This window comes from Treponema ruminis (assembly GCF_014201975.1).
In the GTDB taxonomy this organism is placed as follows: Bacteria; Spirochaetota; Spirochaetia; order Treponematales; family Treponemataceae; genus Treponema_D; species Treponema_D ruminis.
Genome location: NZ_JACHFQ010000006.1, coordinates 66,900 through 83,061, shown reverse-complemented (window position 1 = coordinate 83,061; position 16,162 = coordinate 66,900). Strand labels below are relative to the sequence as shown.

The 16,162-nt window shown below is 38.0% G+C and carries 20 protein-coding genes; 16 read left to right on the top strand and 4 right to left on the bottom strand.

The annotated features are described in order from the left end of the window. Positions 1-19: 19 nt before the first annotated feature. A complete protein-coding gene (locus HNP76_RS09930) occupies positions 20-340 on the bottom strand; it encodes a branched-chain amino acid transport AzlD family protein (RefSeq protein WP_246462737.1) in 321 nt (106 codons plus the stop codon). Beyond that, positions 333-1,058, bottom strand: a complete 726-nt coding sequence (locus tag HNP76_RS09925; RefSeq protein ID WP_184660046.1) for an AzlC family ABC transporter permease — start codon at positions 1,056-1,058, stop codon at positions 333-335. The genes HNP76_RS09930 and HNP76_RS09925 overlap by 8 nt, the downstream gene beginning before the upstream one ends. An 88-nt stretch (positions 1,059-1,146) precedes the next feature. Here HNP76_RS09925 and HNP76_RS09920 point away from each other — a divergent pair, with 88 nt between their 5' ends. Next, on the top strand, positions 1,147-1,911 hold the full coding sequence (locus HNP76_RS09920) for an HAD family hydrolase (protein WP_184660044.1): 765 nt from the start codon (positions 1,147-1,149) through the stop codon (positions 1,909-1,911). Here the strand turns inward: HNP76_RS09920 and HNP76_RS09915 are convergent. Continuing rightward, complete coding sequence (locus tag HNP76_RS09915) at positions 1,908-2,684, bottom strand: CPBP family intramembrane glutamic endopeptidase (protein WP_184660042.1); 777 nt, start codon at positions 2,682-2,684, stop codon at positions 1,908-1,910. The genes HNP76_RS09920 and HNP76_RS09915 overlap by 4 nt on opposite strands. A 132-nt stretch (positions 2,685-2,816) precedes the next feature. Between HNP76_RS09915 and HNP76_RS09910 the strand changes: the two genes are divergently transcribed. The 3 genes from HNP76_RS09910 (at position 2,817) to HNP76_RS09900 (ending at position 4,694) form a co-directional block, all read left to right on the top strand. Beyond that, complete coding sequence (locus tag HNP76_RS09910) at positions 2,817-3,527, top strand: HAD family hydrolase (protein ID WP_184660039.1); 711 nt, start codon at positions 2,817-2,819, stop codon at positions 3,525-3,527. A gap of 88 nt (positions 3,528-3,615) precedes the next feature. Next, positions 3,616-4,143, top strand: coding sequence for a winged helix-turn-helix transcriptional regulator (locus tag HNP76_RS09905; RefSeq protein ID WP_184660037.1), 528 nt, complete (start codon positions 3,616-3,618; stop codon positions 4,141-4,143). Positions 4,144-4,247: 104 nt separating this feature from the next. Next, entirely contained in the window at positions 4,248-4,694 is a 447-nt protein-coding gene (locus tag HNP76_RS09900) for a hypothetical protein (RefSeq protein WP_184660035.1), read from the top strand. A gap of 412 nt (positions 4,695-5,106) precedes the next feature. Here HNP76_RS09900 and HNP76_RS09895 read toward each other — a convergent pair whose 3' ends face one another. After that, on the bottom strand, positions 5,107-5,658 hold the full coding sequence (locus HNP76_RS09895; protein ID WP_184660033.1) for an IS66 family transposase: 552 nt from the start codon (positions 5,656-5,658) through the stop codon (positions 5,107-5,109). Positions 5,659-5,708: 50 nt separating this feature from the next. Between HNP76_RS09895 and nusG (HNP76_RS09890) the strand changes: the two genes are divergently transcribed. The 12 genes from nusG (HNP76_RS09890) to HNP76_RS09835 all read left to right on the top strand — a co-directional run bounded on the left by nusG (HNP76_RS09890) (position 5,709) and on the right by HNP76_RS09835 (position 16,162). Continuing rightward, entirely contained in the window at positions 5,709-6,068 is a 360-nt protein-coding gene (nusG, locus tag HNP76_RS09890) for a transcription termination/antitermination protein NusG (protein ID WP_184660031.1), read from the top strand. A gap of 376 nt (positions 6,069-6,444) precedes the next feature. After that, positions 6,445-7,344, top strand: a complete 900-nt coding sequence (locus HNP76_RS09885) for a PBECR4 domain-containing protein (protein ID WP_184660029.1) — start codon at positions 6,445-6,447, stop codon at positions 7,342-7,344. Positions 7,345-7,488: 144 nt separating this feature from the next. Then, positions 7,489-8,793 carry a DUF4062 domain-containing protein gene (locus HNP76_RS09880; protein ID WP_184660027.1) on the top strand — a complete coding sequence of 435 codons (1,305 nt, stop codon included), beginning with the start codon at positions 7,489-7,491 and terminating at the stop codon, positions 8,791-8,793. Positions 8,794-8,836: 43 nt separating this feature from the next. Then, positions 8,837-9,829 (top strand): AbiH family protein, encoded by a 993-nt coding sequence (locus HNP76_RS09875; RefSeq protein ID WP_184660025.1) that lies wholly within the window; start codon positions 8,837-8,839, stop codon positions 9,827-9,829. Next, positions 9,829-9,999, top strand: a complete 171-nt coding sequence (locus HNP76_RS09870) for a hypothetical protein (protein ID WP_184660023.1) — start codon at positions 9,829-9,831, stop codon at positions 9,997-9,999. Before HNP76_RS09875 ends, HNP76_RS09870 begins: the two co-directional genes overlap by 1 nt. 236 nt (positions 10,000-10,235) lie before the next feature. Further along, complete coding sequence (gene nusG, locus HNP76_RS09865; RefSeq protein WP_184660021.1) at positions 10,236-10,535, top strand: transcription termination/antitermination protein NusG; 300 nt, start codon at positions 10,236-10,238, stop codon at positions 10,533-10,535. A 172-nt stretch (positions 10,536-10,707) separates the two neighbouring features. After that, complete coding sequence (locus tag HNP76_RS09860) at positions 10,708-11,994, top strand: ATP-binding protein (protein WP_184660019.1); 1,287 nt, start codon at positions 10,708-10,710, stop codon at positions 11,992-11,994. A gap of 119 nt (positions 11,995-12,113) precedes the next feature. Beyond that, positions 12,114-12,635, top strand: a complete 522-nt coding sequence (gene nusG, locus HNP76_RS09855) for a transcription termination/antitermination protein NusG (protein ID WP_184660017.1) — start codon at positions 12,114-12,116, stop codon at positions 12,633-12,635. Between the two features lie 228 nt (positions 12,636-12,863). Further along, positions 12,864-13,421, top strand: a complete 558-nt coding sequence (locus tag HNP76_RS09850; RefSeq protein WP_184660015.1) for a Panacea domain-containing protein — start codon at positions 12,864-12,866, stop codon at positions 13,419-13,421. Between the two features lie 137 nt (positions 13,422-13,558). Then, the gene (locus tag HNP76_RS09845; protein ID WP_184660013.1) at positions 13,559-13,807 is read left to right on the top strand and encodes a hypothetical protein; all 249 of its coding nucleotides are present in this window, start codon (positions 13,559-13,561) and stop codon (positions 13,805-13,807) included. Positions 13,808-13,985: 178 nt separating this feature from the next. Beyond that, positions 13,986-15,119, top strand: a complete 1,134-nt coding sequence (rffA, locus tag HNP76_RS09840; protein WP_184660011.1) for a dTDP-4-amino-4,6-dideoxygalactose transaminase — start codon at positions 13,986-13,988, stop codon at positions 15,117-15,119. A gap of 2 nt (positions 15,120-15,121) precedes the next feature. Continuing rightward, a complete protein-coding gene (locus HNP76_RS09835; protein ID WP_184660009.1) occupies positions 15,122-16,162 on the top strand; it encodes an acyltransferase family protein in 1,041 nt (346 codons plus the stop codon).

The window sequence follows — 16,162 nt, the reverse complement described above, 5'->3', positions numbered from 1 at the left end:
TCTGCGGACTTTGGTGTTGTTACACAATAAAATTCACAATCACCACGTAGCTGATTGTTCCGGTGAGGATGCTCAGGATTGTGTTTTTTTTCCACCAGTGAATTAGGACGATTAGAAGAATTGAAATGATTTCCGGGAGTCCGTGAACGCCCCCCTTAAAGTCTACGGATTTCAGGCAGAAAACTACAAGCATTCCAATTATGGCAAAGGGCAGGGCTTTTCCGAGGTATGAAATGAAATCGGGAGTCTTTTTGCTGCCGCGGAAAATCATGAAGGGGAGAAAACGGAGCAGGGCAGTGACAGTCGCCATCACGATGATTGAAATAATTGTGTCAGTCATTTGAAACCTCATGAGTTGAATCTTTTGCCAGGATGGAATTTTTTCCTTTGACTAATCTTGCAATTGAAAGAAGTGCAAGAATCAGAATCATCGTTGGAATCAAAAAGCGGTCTGCGCCAAAAACAAAAAGGCATAAAACAGAAACAAGCACGCCGGAAACTGCCGCAAAATGGGAGTCAGAATGAAGCCACTGGTCACAGAAAACCGTAACAAAGAGGGCAGTGAGGGCAAAATCAATTCCGACGATTTTAAATGGAAGAAGTTCGCCCAAAACCGAACCGATTGCGCTTCCTGTAACCCACCAGCAATGATTCAAAAGGGAGACAAAAAAATAATAGTCATGCTCGCGGCCTGAATCGTCCCGGACACCGTTACAGACAAGAGAGTAGGTCTCATCAGTAAGGGCAAAAATCAGATAGGGCTTTTTCTTTCCGGCACCTTTATATCGCTCAAGCATGGAAATTCCGTAGAAAATATGTCTCGCATTCACCATGACGGTCGTAAGAGCCACGGTTAGAAGAGATGTGGGCACTCCGCTGATTAAATCAACGGCGACAAACTGCATGGAACCGGCGTAAATAAAAATGCTCATGGCAAGAACCAGGGGAAGACCGAATCCATGCGAATTCATCAGAAGGCCGAAGGCAATTCCAAGAAAAATGTAGCCCGCAAGAACAGGAATCGTAGCAACAAAAGCTTTTTTCAGTGTGGGCATCATTTTACCTCCAGAAAAATTATGCTACCTATGATAACAGATAAATTTGAAAAACTGTTGAAAAAAAATTTAAAATAAGTCATATTTGTTTATGGAAAACATATCTTTAATCCTTTCAGATTTAGACGGAACTTTATTCCACGACGACAAATCAATTTCTGACTTCACCAAAGAGACAATTGCAAAAGCACAGAAAAAGGGAATCCTTTTCGGGATTTCAACTTCCCGGGCCCTTGTAAACGCAGAAAAATTCCTTGAAGGAATTGCACCCGATGTCATGATTACAAACGGCGGCGGAATGGCGTTTTACAAGGGAAAAAAAATCTACAACTGCGAATTTTCACCGGCTGAAACCCAGGCTCTCATAAAAGCCGCATTCGACCTGCTTGGAAAAGATGCCGTAATTTCAATCGATAACGAAAAGGGACTCTATTCAAATTCAAAAGAAGAGCTCGGTGACAAATTCTGGACATTCAATGATTTTTCTGATTTCAGGGAGCCTGCCATGAAGCTTTGCATCAAGACGCTCGATAAGGAAGCCGTCACAAAAATCGCTTCAAGCATCGGAATTGAAAAAGTTGACATGCTTCCATTTTCAGATATTCCCTGGTACAAGCTCAGCAGCCACAAGGCAACAAAGGAAAATGCAATCAAGGCTCTGTGCGCTCACCTGAATCTTCCGGCTCAAAAAATCGCCGCATTCGGAGACGACTTTAACGACATCGGCATGCTTAAGCTCTGCGGAAAGGGAATTGCCATGCAGAACGCCATCGCCGAAGTAAAGGCCGCGGCCGACGAAACCTGCCTTTCAAATCAGGAAGACGGCGTTGCAAAATGGATTGAAGGGCTGCTTTAGCTTCTCCTGCGCCTTGCCAGACATATTCCCGCGATGACTGCAAGGTAAACTGCGGACAATATTATATAGAAGAAAATGTCAACCTCCAAAAAACAGTAGAGGAAGTTAAAGCAGAAGTGAATGACAATTCCGTAAAGAAGGTTGTCGTGCTTTTCCATAAAGAAGTTCATGATGAAGCAGAGTCCGGTCATGACAATCACGTTGGAAAGAACGTAGTGAATCATCTGTAAGCCCATAAAATCTGAATCGACGAACCAGAGGATTGTGTGCCAGAAAGCCCAGATCAGCCCCTGAATGACGGATGCCGCAAAAAATCCGTGGCGGGAATTGAGGTAAGGACGTACATATCCGCGCCAGCCGGATTCTTCACCGGTCGGGCCGGTCGTTACGGAAAAGAGGAAGGAAGCCCAGAAAGGATAAGACCCGAGATTCCAGTAAGAGGCGAAAGGCCTTCCCTGCACGGCTGACAAAAGAGCCACGGTCACAAGGGTTGCGCCCAAAGTGAGCAGGGCTGCGGTCAGGATGGAAGGAAATGTGACCTTCCCGGCAAAGGCATTCCTGTAAAATTCCCTTATGCTTTTCCCCGGTACAAAATATCTGAAGCCTACAAGAAGTACGATTGTCGGAGCCCACGCGCACACATTTGAAAGGATGCGCATCACGAGCGGCGGACAGTGAAAGACCATGCTTGCACTTCCGCAGATTCCCATAACCATCGCCCAGAAAACAAGATACGAGGCGACCACAAATTTGAGCATTATTTTCTTTTCCATAAGCAAATCCTGACTTCAGTATAAAAGATAAAATCAGCTCTGGAAATGAATTTCAGACAAGATGCAGGTTTTGCAGATGAAATGCAGGAGTTTTTCATGACTTTGTGCTAGTATATGGCAGGAGATTTAAAAATGAATGTGTTTTTTGATTTGGACAGGACGCTGATGAATTTTGAGGGCGGCGAGGACATGGGAATCAAGGCCGTGTATGACACCTACAGGAATCAGATGAAGATGGATTATCAGGAATTCCGCTCGACCTGGAAAGTTGTTGCGCAAAAGATTTTTGACGAATATTCGGCAGGGCTTCACACTTTTGACGAGCAGCGGCACATCCGTGTAAAGAAAATGTTTGAGTTGAACGGCACAGAACTTGATGACAAGGGCGTGGAAGAACGATTCCAGCTTTACTGGTCAAATTATGAAAACGGAGTCAGCCTCTTCCCTGATGCCCGCCCCATTTTGGAAAACCTGAAAAGCCGCAAAATCCCCATGGGACTTATTTCAAACGGCGACACATCAAACCAGCGGTGGAAACTAGACAAGGAAAACCTGAATCAATATTTTGACCCGGTCATAATTTCCGGCGAAGTCGGAGTAAGCAAGCCGGACTTGCGCATCTTTGAGATTGCCTTGGAAAAAGCGGGCGCCAAAAAGGAAACTTCCTGGTACATAGGCGACAGCCCTGTTCACGACATTGAGCCTGCACTGAAATTCGGACTAAACGTAATCTTCCTGAACCGAAAGCTCGAAGCCGGAACAGTAATTTGTCATCAGCAAAAGCCCGCCTACGTTGAGGTCGCCTCACTGACTCAGGCATGGGACTGGCTGGAAAGCCTTTGACATGCGTTTCTCCCGCCCGCTTACTGCTGCACATTGCTCCTTTTTTGACATGCCTTACATTTTATATTATATTCAATAATTGAATATTATGAAAAGTGATGTAGCAACCTTACAAAACATTGCAGATACCCTCAAAGAAGAACCAATGGCAAGCCAGCGGGTACTTGCGGAAAATGCCGGAATCTCAATCGGCCTCATGAATGCAATCCTTAAGCGCTTTGTAGAACGCGGATGGATTATGCTTACAAATGTGAACCTTCGTAAGCTCTCGTATGCAATCACCCCGGCCGGAATCGCGGAACTTTCTGCCCGCAGCCAGAAATTCGCAAAGCGCACATTCGAAATTGCAAACAAGTACAACGAAACCCTCTGTAAAGTCGTTTCTGATGCAAATAAAGAAGGTAAAAACACGCTGGTTCTTTACGGCAAGAGCTACATCAAATTCCTGTTAATTTATGCCTGCCAGACTTATAACGTCACTTTTCTTGAAAAGACGGTGGATGAGCCGATAGAAGAAGACGCTTTCTGTGTGGTTGGCGAGCAGTGTGAAGAAAAGGACATTGCCCGGCTGACGGAACAGGGCGGAGTGAGCCTGCTGGATTTGATGGAAGAGTAGGGGCGGTTTGTCGTGACGGAAAATCAATCATCAAAAAAGAATTTTATTGTCTCTATATAAAGACAGGCTGTGAATGGGATTATGTAAAGGAAATCCAGCCTCTTTTGGATTCTCCGGAAACTCCATGTACAGGAAAGCTCTATTGCCTGGGCAAGCAGATGCGGCTCAAAAACGGCATGGAATACATAGACACACTTTTTCAGAGCTATGTTTTTTGGGAAACTGATTCCTTGGACGGAGTTTCCATTTTGCAGAAAGGAAAGGGTTTTGTAAGGCTTCTTCCACAGAGCAGCGAGCCCCAGCAGCTTAATGACAAAGATATTGAACTCATACAGTCATTACTGAAATATGGCAGCGTAATGCCGATTGTCCACGTAACCTTTGACGTGAATGACAAAATCCAGATACTCGACGGCTTGTTCAAAGGACGGGAAGCCCTTGTAAAAGCCGTGAACCGCCGCAACAAGCGTGTGAACTTTGAAGTAGAGCTTATGAACGGCACCAGGCTTATCGGCCTGACTTACGAAGTTGCGAAGAAGGTAGGGGATTAACACTTGACTTCAGGCTGTTTATGCCATATATTATAAGTAATTGGGAGCGTTCCTGCCCTTAAAGTGGAAGATATAATTCTAGGTGCACTTCTACCTTTAAAATGAAGGATATAATCCTAGGCGCACTTCCGCCTTTAAAGTGAAGGATATAACGGGCGGCTGTATCAGCCGCCTTAATTTTTTAAGGACAGCCTTGCTAGAGTTCTTATGCAGAGTGGATATTTTTTTATCAATTCTAATAAAGAGAGACTTGAAAAATGTGTGATGAATACGGCAATAACAAATGAAAATTCGAAGTCCTTATACGGAAATTCTTACACAATGGAAAAATCAGCAGATTGTCAAAACTTTCCAAATTTTAAAGACTACTCCTTGTAAAAATTATATTAGTATTTATGTAACTATTCAGCACCTAAAATCCAAAGCAAAGAGCCGGAGTCCCTGAGAAGGCTAGCTTTACTGCTTCAAACGCATTGACACCGTGCTTTCTTGCAGAATCAATGTAAGAGTGGATTTTAAGATACCATCTGGCTCCGTCATCCGAGCGGAAATTGCCTGCGACTTTTGATTTTGACTTCAGGTTGCGGATGTTCTGCTCGGCAGAATTGTTCGTAAAAGGAACTGCGAAATTCCTTGCGAAGAGAAGCATCGAGTCTTTCAGGCTTGAAAGCCGTTCAATCAGGGAGAGAACCTTTCCTTTTTTCTTTTTGCCGCGTTTTACTACGGTGGAAACCGGCGGCGGATTTTCCTTTCTCGCTATCCCGATTATTTCGTCATATTTCAGGTCATAATAATCAAGATAGCACTCATCCAGCTTTGTTCGCCCGAATCCGGCATAGGATTTTTTGAGACTATGAGCAATTATTACTGTATTTGGGTAAAAACCGGTTTTGAGAATAAATTTATAGAAAAAATACAACCTCTCTTTGATTCCGCCCCAGACGAGCACAACGGCAAGCTTCATTGTATTGAAAAGCAGATGCGCTTAAAAGCGGCAAAGAGTATATTGATCCGTTGATTCCCGGTTATATTTTCTGGGAGACGGACAACCTTTCAAGAATCCAGAATATAAAAGATGAAGAGGGCTTTATAGGTTTTCTTCCCAATGATAAAGACATAAAACCTTTGTCCGCAAGGGATACCGAGCTTGTGACCTCGTTCCTGAGATACGGAAGCGTTATTCCTATCCTGAATGTCCGGTTTGATGTAAACGACAGGATTGTGATTGTTGACGGCTTGTTTAAGGGGATGGAAGGATTTATTTCGGATGTGAACAGATCGAATAAGCGTATAAATTTTGAAGTTACGCTTGTCGATGGAAAGCGGATTTTGAGCTTGTCGTACCAGGAACTGCAAAAAAAAGAAGAAAAATAAGAGTATCTCCAAAGGCTAAGGATTAATTTAATTTTGAGAAAGTAACAACGAGAACCCGATTAAAAATCAGGAATAACGCATAGGGCGTTGTCCTTACGTTACTTCAACCAAAATATAAAAACTTGACAGCTATAGGATTTTGTCTTATATTAATTAATGTAGGTAGCAGGTCTTACCTATGAAGCCGAAAAAGCCGAAAGAAATCTGATAGTCGTGGGTTTCCTGGGCAATGTGGCTTAGTCTAAGGGTTTATAGTTATATCCAAAAGACTATCTAAGGCATGGTGCATATCAGAATTAGGTCTGGTAGTTCTATGTTGAAAGAAAAAACTATTTCTTGAGGAAGCTCTTGCCAGTCGCAAGGGCTTTTTGTTTTTATGACAAATAAGATAAAAGTAATAAAAAATTCAGACAAACTTAGTGCTGCTTTCTCCGCCTATAATAGCTTACTTAATATTGAATATGAGATAATTATAAAAAATGGGGGCTGTATTGAATCTTTTGCAGAAAAGAAATTTTCTGCACCTACGGCCTGCAATCTTGAAAAAGAAATTCTGATAAGCTTTTTCAAAGAGAATTTTTATCATCTTACAGGTTTGCATCATTCAAATCTTACGAAACTTACACAGTATAATCGTAACGGAAAAACACAAGCTAATTTTTATGATGATGTGAAAAATGGAAAAGTTACTGATGAAGATTTGCAAAATTCAGAGCGAAAAGATTACATTTTGCAAAGGCTTGAGATTCTTTCAAGCCTTGAGACAATAATTGATAGGGCTTCAAATTTAAGAGATTATGATGGCTTTCTTTATGTTGAGAATAAGAAAAATGGTGTGGTGAAGGGAAAAGAAAAAATAGGAGCGGCTAACTGTTTTATATACAACAATGAAAATGATTTAATTTTTCCAGAAGCTGATAATATTTTTATTTTCTTTTCTCTGAACGGAGTAAAAACATATCCGACCAAGCAACCGAGGTACCTCAGTTACTGTACAAATCCATGTTCGATTGTTTTTAAGGAGAATGTTGAGGAAGAGGATTACAATCGCGGTCATAACAGGCTAACAGTTCTTGTTCGTAAGAAAGATTATGCAAATAATAAAAGAGAAACGCTTTATATTGCCCCTGGCTATGTTGTAAACAGAATGAACATCATAAAAAAGGAACTGGAATATTATAAGGCTGATAAAAACAGGTTTGAGGCAGTTCTTAGACATCCTAAAGCAACGGAAGAGTTTAAAAAAGAACTATTGTCTTTTATGGAAAGTTTATGAAAACACCTGTAAAACTCAAGTGCATTACCTGCGCCCGGTAAAAACTCCAGATGTCCGCTGAAACTTCGTAAAAGATTTTCCTGCCAGGCGGCGAAAGCGATTTATTAACAAAATGGGTATTGTATGATACAGTGTATTTAAATCATGGAAAAGAAATATCAATTCTTCATTTCTTCCACCTATGAAGATTTAAAAGAAGAAAGGGCTAAATCAATACAGACAATTCTTTCAATGGAACAGTTTCCCATTGGAATGGAATTGTTTTCAGCGGCAGATGAAGACCAGTGGACTATAATTAGTCAAACGATTGATACTTCTGACTATTATGTGCTTATTATTGGCAGGCGTTATGGCTCGATAATACCAGAAGGTAATGTTGATGCTGGAATAAGTTATACGGAAAAAGAATTTAACTATGCCTTGAGTAAAAATATCCCGATTCTTGCTTTTATTCTTTCGGATGAAGCGGAAAAATCGAATCTCACAAATGAGACACCTGATAAAATTGCAAAATTAGATGCTTTTAAAGAAAAAGTAAAAACATCACGCTATGTAAAATTTTTTAAGAATCCAGATGAATTAGCTTCCTTGCTTTCTCAATCAATATACAAAGCTCTGCAGCGGAAAAATAGACCTGGTTGGATTAGAACAACAGAATTTAGCATTGAAGAAAGTCATGCAAGGATTCTGCAGCTTACTGAACGAATTCATACGCTTGAAGCCTTAAATGCTGATTTGAGACTTGAAAATGATAGAAAACCGAATCTAATTTTGAGTTGTCATAGAGACCCAGAAAACGAAGATGAAGACGGAAACCCGATTGGAAATGAACCTGATATAAAAGACGGTGTTGTTCATTATTTGGTAAAGCCTGTATATATGGATGACGTGGCAGAAAAAATAACTTATTCTGATTCCTTTAATCGTGAGAAAAGTTTTAGTAAAGCAGATGTTTTGCTATTAAGGACATTTTTCCAAAATGGTTTCTCATTATTATTCAGAATTGTTAATAAAGGTACTTTAAGGGCAACTGGCGTGCGTTGTAAAATGAAAATTCCAAAAGGTTTGATAGTTGTGTCAAATGCGGATATTGAAGAGTATGTGACATATGGAATGATTGGCTTGTCAGATAAAGATATCGAAGAAAGACAAAGAACTATGTTTGCTCCAGAAGGCTGTAAAGCTTCTGATGAAAAAGTTTCCTTTTTGAGCGTTACTGAGCTAGAATCAAATGTTGAGTTTGCAAATTTATTAGATCCCGTGGATGTCAATATTTCATCACAAGAAATTTATTTTGAATTTGCAGAAATAAGACACAAAGATTTTCAGTTTTACAGAGGTGCATATTTTTATCCAACAGCTGTCGGAACTTTTGAAATAAAATGCAGTATTTTATGCAACGAGATTGTTGAACCTGTAGAACAGATAATCAAAATTGTTGTGGAGTGATATCTTTTCCGATTTTGAGGAGAGAATCTTGTAAGGGGTAATAATGAGTATACTATTTTTAATTGGAAATGGATTTGATCTTAGTTGTGGAATGAAAACTCGCTACGAGAATGTTTATGATTCTTACTGTAAGATTGGTGAATCGGATTCTGAAATAATAAGGAAATTTAAGAAAGAAATCTCTTCAGATTACAAAAACTGGAGTGATTTTGAAGAAGGCATGGCAAGATATGCTGCAGATTTGGATTCAGAAGTTGATTTTATTAAATGTATAAAAGACTTCCGAAATTACTTACAAAAATATTTAAAACAAGAAGAGAATAAATTTATCGAATATGTATCTAATAATGAAGATATTAAACCTTTATTAATTGAAGAAATGCGAAAATCAGTCTTGGATTATTATTCGAAAATGACACCGCGAATTTCAAATATTATAAAAGATATACATACACGAAGTTCAAATAATATTAATTTTATCTCGTTTAATTATACAAATACTTTTGATTATTTAATAAATCTGGTATTTGGCACAGAAAAGGTTTTTCATATTCATGGAAAATTAGATAAATACCTGATTATGGGTATGGATAATGAAAAGCAAGTTAATTCAAGTTATACATTGACAGCACGTGGAAAACAAGCTTTTGTAAAAACATATTTTAATAATGAATTTGATCCGAATAAAATGAGAATTGCTAAAGACAGAATAGAAAGGGCAGATGTAATATGTGCATTTGGATTATCTCTAGGAGAGTCAGATTTAACATGGAGAAATGCGATATTAAATTCCTTGAATAATTTTGGAAATCATCATCTTTTTTTATTTGATTATCAATTAGCATGTGAGCAAGTTTTATTGGAAAATGATAAACTTGATTCTGAATTGTTAAAGCGTGATTCTATTCTAAAATCCTGGGGAATACAAAACACGGAAGCTTATATAAATAAAATACATATTCCTTGTGGACAGAAATTCTTTAATATTGAAGAAATTATTAAAGAAAGCAAGAGACAGAAGGGAACGACTGTCTGATGATAATTGAAAATATTGTTACCGGGAAAAGTGATTTGGTTTTTGACAGAATTGCAGATTTGCTAAGGGGAGAGGAAATTGCCAGCCTTCTAAGGCGGTATTGGATAAAAGACGTTTCTGCAGAATATGTTTTGGAAAAAATCAAATGGGGGAGCCAAAATGACCAGTGATGTTTCAAAACTTCTAAAGCTCTTTCTGTTTTGAGGCTGAAGTCTGTTTTGCATTCGTATATAGGCTAATGCACCAGATATTCTTTTTGATCAGCCTACGGCTAATTTTAAGGAACTGGTAATAGAATTAGAAAACAATAATGTAAAGCATATTAATTTTTCTAAAAATACTAATAAGCGACTTATAAATGCGTATAAAAAATTGTGCGAAAGCTGCTCTTTTTTATTCTGTTCCGGTGACATTTCCTGCTGCTGATGAAAACACTAAGAAAAATCAGCAGGCACTTCTAGTTAAGGGGAAAAATACAATAAATCATACTTTAGTGGAAAATGGAAGCGTTATTCCTATCCTGAATGTTCGGTTTGATGTAAACGACAGGATTGTGATTGTTGACGGCTTGTTTAAGGGAATGGAGGGCTTTATTTCGGATGTGAACAGGTCAAATAGGCGTATAAATTTTGAAGTTACGCTTATGGACGGAAAGCGGATTTTAAGCCTGTCGTACCAGGAACTGCAAAAGAAAGAAGAAAAGTGAAGTTACGTCAGATGACATGGACTACTACTGTATAATGTTTTTTTACAGTCGAGGCGAAAATCTCAATATATACGATTAAAATACCACAAAAATTACGATTAAAATACAGCAAAAACTACGATTGATATTGCGCAAAAACTACGAACGATTATAATAGAAATCGGAGTTCGACATGGAATATAGACAGAGATTGCAGGATGAGGAACTTGCTTTTCGTTTGGAATGTAGTGGAGCTGTTTTGATAGAAGGCCCAAAATGGTGCGGAAAAACTACGCTTGCAGAACATCATTCAAAAAGTGTCATAAAAATGCAGGATCCTGATAAACGGCAGGGGTATCTTCAGACGGCTGCGACAAAACCTTCTCTGTTGCTTTCTGGTGAGAATCCAAGATTGATTGACGAATGGCAGGATGCTCCTGTTCTTTGGGATGCGGTGAGACTTTCTGTTGATGCCAGGAATGAAACAGGCTTATATATTTTAACAGGTTCGAATTCCGTTGATAAATCAAAGATAAATCATTCTGGGACTGGACGCATCGCAAGGATGCGCCTTGAGACAATGAGCCTTTTTGAGACAGGGGAGTCAAACGGAACTGTTTCACTTTCTGCTTTATTTGTAAATCCGCAGATGGAGATAGAAGCAAAGTCAGATTTGGAAATAGAACAGATAATTTTCGCTGCCTGTCGTGGTGGGTGGCCTGGATTTCTTGCAAGAAAATCTGACCGTGCACAACTGCAGATTGCGCGCGATTACATAGACAGTGTGTGTGAGACAGATATTTCTACCGTTGATGGTGTAAAACGAAATTCAGTATGGGCTGCGCAGATTTTAAGGTCTTATGCCCGGAACATTTCTACACTGGCAAAAGAAAGCAATATTTTAAAGGATGTTGTATCGGCATCTGAATCAATTTCTCATGATACTTTGTCATCTTATATTCAGGCTTTTGAAAAACTCTTTATCATTCAGGATATAGATGCCTGGTGTCCTTCTATCCGGTCTGCTTCTGCTATTCGTTCCGGTAAAAAGAGAGGATTTTGCGACCCTTCGATAGCCGTTGCAGCTTCAGGCTTGAATCCCGAATATTACATGACGGATTTGCAGTCATTCGGATTTATATTTGAAAGCCTGTGCATGAGGGATTTGCGTGCGTACAGTGCCAAATCTGACGGAAAGATTTCGTATTACCACGACAGATACAATCTGGAAGCTGATTGTGTTCTTCATCTTCGTGACGGGAAATATGCTCTCATTGAATTCAAATTGGGAAGTAATGAGATTGAAGAGGCAAGTTCGCATCTTCTGGAAATAAAACGTCTTGTATGCGAATATAACGAAAAAGGAAGTGCACCACTTCTTCGGGAACCTGATTTGCTTATTATAATTACGGGTACAGAATATGCATACCGAAGACCAGATGGAGTTTATGTGATTCCGATTGGATGTTTACGGGATTAAAATTTTTCCTTCATTCGTAATCAGGGCACGGCAAGCACTTATCTTGCACAGATTCACTGACTTAATCATAAAAATGTGTTAGTATTTCAAATCGTATTGAGTAAGCGAAGAGTTAGACTATGAGCAATTATTACTGTATTTGGGTAAAAACCGGTTTTGAGAATAAATTTATAGAAAAAATACAACCTCTCTTTGATTCCGTTCCAGATGAGCATAACGGAAAGCTTCATTGCATCGGAAAGCAGATGCGGTTAAAAAGCGGCAAAGAATATATAGATCCGTTGATTCCGGGCTATGTTTTCTGGGAGACGGACAACCTTTCAAGAATCCAGGATATAAAAGATGAAGAGGGCTTTATAGGTTTTCTTCCCAATGATAAAGACATAAAACCTTTGTCCGCAAGAGATACCGAACTTGTGACCTCGTTCCTGAGATACGGAAGCGTTATTCCTATCCTGAATGTCCGGTTTGATGTAAACGACAGGATTGTGATTGTTGACGGCTTGTTTAAGGGGATGGAAGGCTTTATTTCGGATGTGAACAGATCGAATAAGCGTATAAATTTTGAAGTTACGCTTATGGACGGGAAGCGAATTTTAAGCCTGTCGTACCAGGAACTCCAGAAAAAAGAAGAAAAATAAGATTGTTCATAATTTGAATATATTGACAACCTAAAATAAAAAATCGTACTATAGTAGAATTAAAGGCAACCATTATTTGACGCGGAGTTTGGTTGAAGCACGTATGTCAAATGGTGAACAGATCCATTGTTGGTGACGGCTGAAATAACGACCGCTTGCCAATGGAGAAGGTGTCTTTAAAACTTTTTATCCTTGACGGAATGGTAACCTTATTATAAATTTATTTATATGAATACAGACAAACTGATGCAAGTTGTTGCTTTTATATTAAAGCGCAATAACGGTTCAATGGATTATTACAATCTCATAAAAGAATGTTATATTGCAGACAGGCGTTCTATTGATGCTATAGGAAATGCGATAACAGGAGATTCGTATGTATCCATGAACAGAGGTCCTGTATTAAAAGGTTTGTATACATTCATAAAAGACAAGAATGAAAATGTGAATGATCAAAAAAAATGGAATTCTTGTTTTTCTGTCAAAGATCATAAGATTTCACTTTTAGATACTGCTATTTCAGATGCCTACCTTTCTGATTTTGAAGAAAATATTTTGGGATCTGTATCAGACCAGTTCTATGGATATTCTTATGAGGATATGAAAAAGTATGCTCATGCAGATAGCCGCTTTCCAGAGTGGACTCCTGTTGAAAAAGGTGAGGAAATACCGCTTCCTTTAGAGAATGTCATGAAAGCCGTCGGTATCTCTGATAAAGAGATTGAGCTTCTTATTGCAGAAAAGAAAGTATTTGAAGAAGAGGCCTCTCTATTTCATACACATTAGAAGAAGGTCTTGCCTTCAGGGGAATCTCTGATATTGCCCCTGATGGTAAGTTGCATAAGCATTTAAGAATTGTTATTTCTCATGTTTCTGAAGATGATAGGGCGCTCGTGATTCCGATTTCGACAGTGCATGAAGGAATGACAAGGTATGATAGAACTTGCGTTCTTGCACAAGGTGAGCACTCTTTCCTGACAGAGCCATTTTCGTATGCGTATTATGCAAAAGCCGAAGCATTGACTCAAAAAGATTTAGACGAGTTAGATTCTCGTGGATTACTAATAAGATATGAGAATGCTACACCTGAGCTCATTACAAAACTTCAGGAAGGTGCGAAAAAGACACCACAGTTACAGAAAGTTTTTAAGAAATATTTCGAAGATTTTTAGTAACAATAAACATAATGAGTTTGTGTTTTCTGAAGGCTGTACAAAATTTTTCGTGAAAAATACAACTCAATAAAAATCAGTAAAAAAAGAGCTATGGGTGACGTCTGAAATAACGCTTGCCTGCCAATGAAGAAGATGCTTCTAATTTTTTTAATAAATAATTAATGAGGGATAAATTATGATAAATTTTAATGTACCACCATTTTCTGGAAAAGAAAATGAATATATTGCCGAGGCTATCTCAAATCATAAGATTTGTGGAGATGGTTCATTTACAAAAAAATGTAATGAATGGCTTGAAAAACGCTTCAATGCTAAAAAGGTGTTATTAACTACAAGTGGTACTTCTGCATTGGAAATGGCGGCATTGCTTTGCGATGTAAAGCCTGGTGATGAAGTAATCATGCCAAGTTATACATTCTGTTCTACTGCAGATGCCTTTGTACAGCGTGGCTGCAAAATTGTATTTGTAGATGTAAGACCAGATACAATGAATATTGATGAAGAGCTTATTGAGCAAGCCATCACAGATAAAACAAAGGTAATTTGTGTTGTTCATTATGCAGGTGTTGCCTGTGAAATGGATACAATTATGGACATTGCTCATCGACATAATCTTAAAGTGGTAGAAGATGCTGCACAGGCTGTTATGTCTTCATATAAAGGAAAAGCTCTTGGTACTATAGGTGACTATGGTTGTTATTCATTCCACGAAACAAAGAATTACAGTATGGGAGAAGGCGGTGCAATCGTAATCAATACAAATATAGAAGATATTGAAAAAGCAGAGATTATTCGTGAAAAAGGTACAAACCGTTCAAAATTTTGGCGCGGACAGATTGATAAGTATACTTGGGTAGACTACGGTTCAAGTTATCTTCCAAGTGAATTGAATGCAGCATACCTATGGGCACAGCTTGAAGTTGCAGATAAAATAAATGATTCACGACTTTCAGTATGGAACAAATATTATGAATCATTCAAATCGCTTTCAGATTCTGGCAAAATTGAATTACCTGTAATTCCAGAAGGTTGTGTTCATAACGCACATATGTTCTATATAAAATGTAATGATCTGGAAGAAAGAACAAGATTTATTAGTTTTATGAAAGAGCATGAAATTGGTTGTGTATTCCATTACATTCCACTTCATTCTGCTCCTGCAGGCATACAGTTTGGACGTTTTGACGGTGAAGATAAATTTACCACATCTGAAAGTGATAAACTTGTACGACTTCCTCTTTGGTATGGTATGAAAGATAATGAAGTTGAATCTGTTATTAAGACTGTAAAACAGTTTTTTGGAATGTAAAAATGGAAGTATCAAAGAGATTTCATTCGCTTGATTTCTTAAAATTTATTCTTGCTGTAATAATTATTTTCCATCATTTTCAGCAAATTACTGGTGTTCAGTTTTCTGGAATTAACTTTTATGGTGGACTAATCTCTTTTGGGTATGTAGTAGAATGTTTTTTTATTATTTCAGGATTTGTTACAGCGTTAGGAGTAGAATCAAAGTTATTTGTAAATTTTAGAAAATGGATTACAGGAAAATGTATAAGACTTTATCCTATGGCGATCTTGAGCGTACTTGTTACAGCTATAGTCTACTTATTGTATCGAATCTGTCTTGGAAAATTTCCTGAAGGTATTACAATTGGTTTATGGCAATTGTTGAATAGTGTTACCCTTACATTTGTGGGGGGGGGTATAGGTAATATAAGTTTAGGAATAAATAATCCTCTTTGGTATTTATGTGTTCTACTTATCTGTTATATCATTGTATATACATTAAACTGGATAAGTTTAAGGCTGACTATTAATGTAAAATATTTGTACTTTACAATGATGGTAGCAGGTGTAAGTGCGGTAACTTATAAATTGAATATACCTTTCTTAAATCTTGCTACAGGACGTGGATATTCAGCATTCTTTTTAGGGATGGTGTTTCACTATATTTATAAGAATGTACCAAAAAAAATTTTAGTTGCATATTCGATTTTATGTCTGGCACTTTGTGGAGTATGTTCTGTTTTGAAAAATGGAATTGATGATCAGTGGGGAATCTTTACTTTTATGATTTGGCCATCTGTTCTGATAATATTATTATCATGTGAAAAGCTTTTTAGTTGGAATGTTTTTTTTATGCTTGGGGCTATTTCATTTGAGATGTATTTATGGCATGTACCTGGACTTTATTTATTTATAATTTTCAAAAATATGCTTAAATTAAATACTACAAGTTTCTTAGAGATGGTTCTTTATACAATTTTAATGATAATTATATCTTTTGGAATGTTACAAATAGAAAAGAAACTTACGACTTTATTGAAGACAAAAATAGTTATTAGATAG